The sequence below is a fragment of the Ruegeria sp. AP7 genome, assembly GCF_056539905.1.
This window is the reverse complement of sequence record NZ_JBQFVT010000039.1, coordinates 1-1,368: the sequence shown is the minus strand read 5'-3', so window position 1 is coordinate 1,368 and position 1,368 is coordinate 1. Positions and strand designations below refer to the sequence as shown.

The 1,368-nt window shown below is 55.0% G+C and carries 1 protein-coding gene and 1 pseudogene; both read left to right on the top strand.

Going from position 1 to position 1,368, the window contains the following annotated elements:
* Positions 1 to 325: 325 nt before the first annotated feature.
* Positions 326 to 1,083, top strand: a protein-coding gene (locus ACR0KN_RS22430; RefSeq protein ID WP_480536684.1) for an IS5 family transposase whose coding sequence is annotated in 2 segments (ribosomal slippage) — positions 326 to 650 and positions 650 to 1,083 — 759 coding nt in all. Because the reading frame shifts where the segments join, the coding sequence is not laid out codon by codon here.
* A gap of 26 nt (positions 1,084 to 1,109) precedes the next feature.
* Positions 1,110 to 1,226 (top strand): annotated as a pseudogene (locus ACR0KN_RS22425) (GapR family DNA-binding domain-containing protein); the annotation flags it as partial.
* Between the last annotated feature and the right edge of the window lie 142 nt (positions 1,227 to 1,368).

Genomic DNA, 1,368 nt, shown 5'->3' with positions numbered 1-1,368 from the left:
GTTCAGTCTTTTGATGCCAATTTGGTTTGGATGACGAACTGCGTGACGGGGTCAACGTCTTCGCTTTCAAGTAAAATTGCGAACTGGCCATCCAAACGCGATTCCTTCCAATTCCGCATGGCAATCGCAATTTCCAAAGCCGACAAGCTTTTGTGTTTCAACTCACGTGAAAAAATTTCGATGATCTGATCTCTGAGAGCATGTGAGACTGTTCCTGAGTCAGCTAACGCTCGAATGAGGGATCGCCTATGGCCCTGTCTAGGGTCAGGATGCATTGATTTCCCGAGCGCTGCGTGATTCACGGCTCCGAAAACAGAGCGGTGACATGAGCAATCTTTTCTGGCTGACCGACGCACAGATGGCGCGTCTGAAACCCTACTTTCCAAAGTCGCACGGTAAGCCAAGGGTCGACGACAGGCGGATTCTGAGCGGGATAATTTTCATCAACCGCAATGGGTTAAGGTGGCGCGACGCTCCTGAAGCCTATGGCCCACACAAGACGCTTTATAGCCGTTGGAAGCGCTGGAGCGAAAAGGGCATATTCGCGCGGATGATGGTGGGGCTAGCTGCCGAGCACGGCGAACAGAAGACAGTCATGATCGACGCGACCTACCTGAAGGCACATCGAACAGCGACCAGCATGGCCGCTAAAAAGGGGGGCGCGGTCGCCTGATTGGCCGGACCAAAGGTGGTATGAACACCAAGCTTCACGCCATTTGCTACAGCCAGGGACGACCGCTCGACCTCTTCATCACCGCCGGACAGGTCAGTGACTATATCGGCGCACGGGCATTGCTGGGCGGTTTGCCAAAGGTCGAATGGCTGCTCGGAGACCGAGGCTACGACGCCGACTGGTTCAGAGATGCGTTGAAAGACAAAGGGATACGCGCCTGCATCCCTGGACGAAAACAGCGCAAGAAGACCGTGAAATACGACAAGCGCCGATACAAACGGCGCAACCGCATTGAGATCATGTTCGGCAGGCTCAAAGACTGGAGACGCGTGGCAACCCGCTACGACAGGTGTCCCAAGGTCTTCCTCTCGGCCATCGCGCTCGCAGCCGTCGTCATCTACTGGTTATGAATCCTGACCCTAGCCAGGTGGGGGTAAAAGGCTACGACACCAAAGTGATGCGCAAAGTCATCGCGCTGCGCAAGCGCGACAAGGATGATATCGCCGAAGAAGAGGCGGTTCTGGAGATGTACAAAGAAGCGCTGGGCATGTAGCGCATCCTCTCAGGGCTTCAGAAAGCGAATGTCTGGCATGGTTTGCAATCGTGCCAGATCCTGTTCGTAAAGCTCTGTGAAGGCGCTGACCACATCCTGATCCCAGCCGGGCAGGTCAACTTCTTCCTCAATTTCGTCCGGC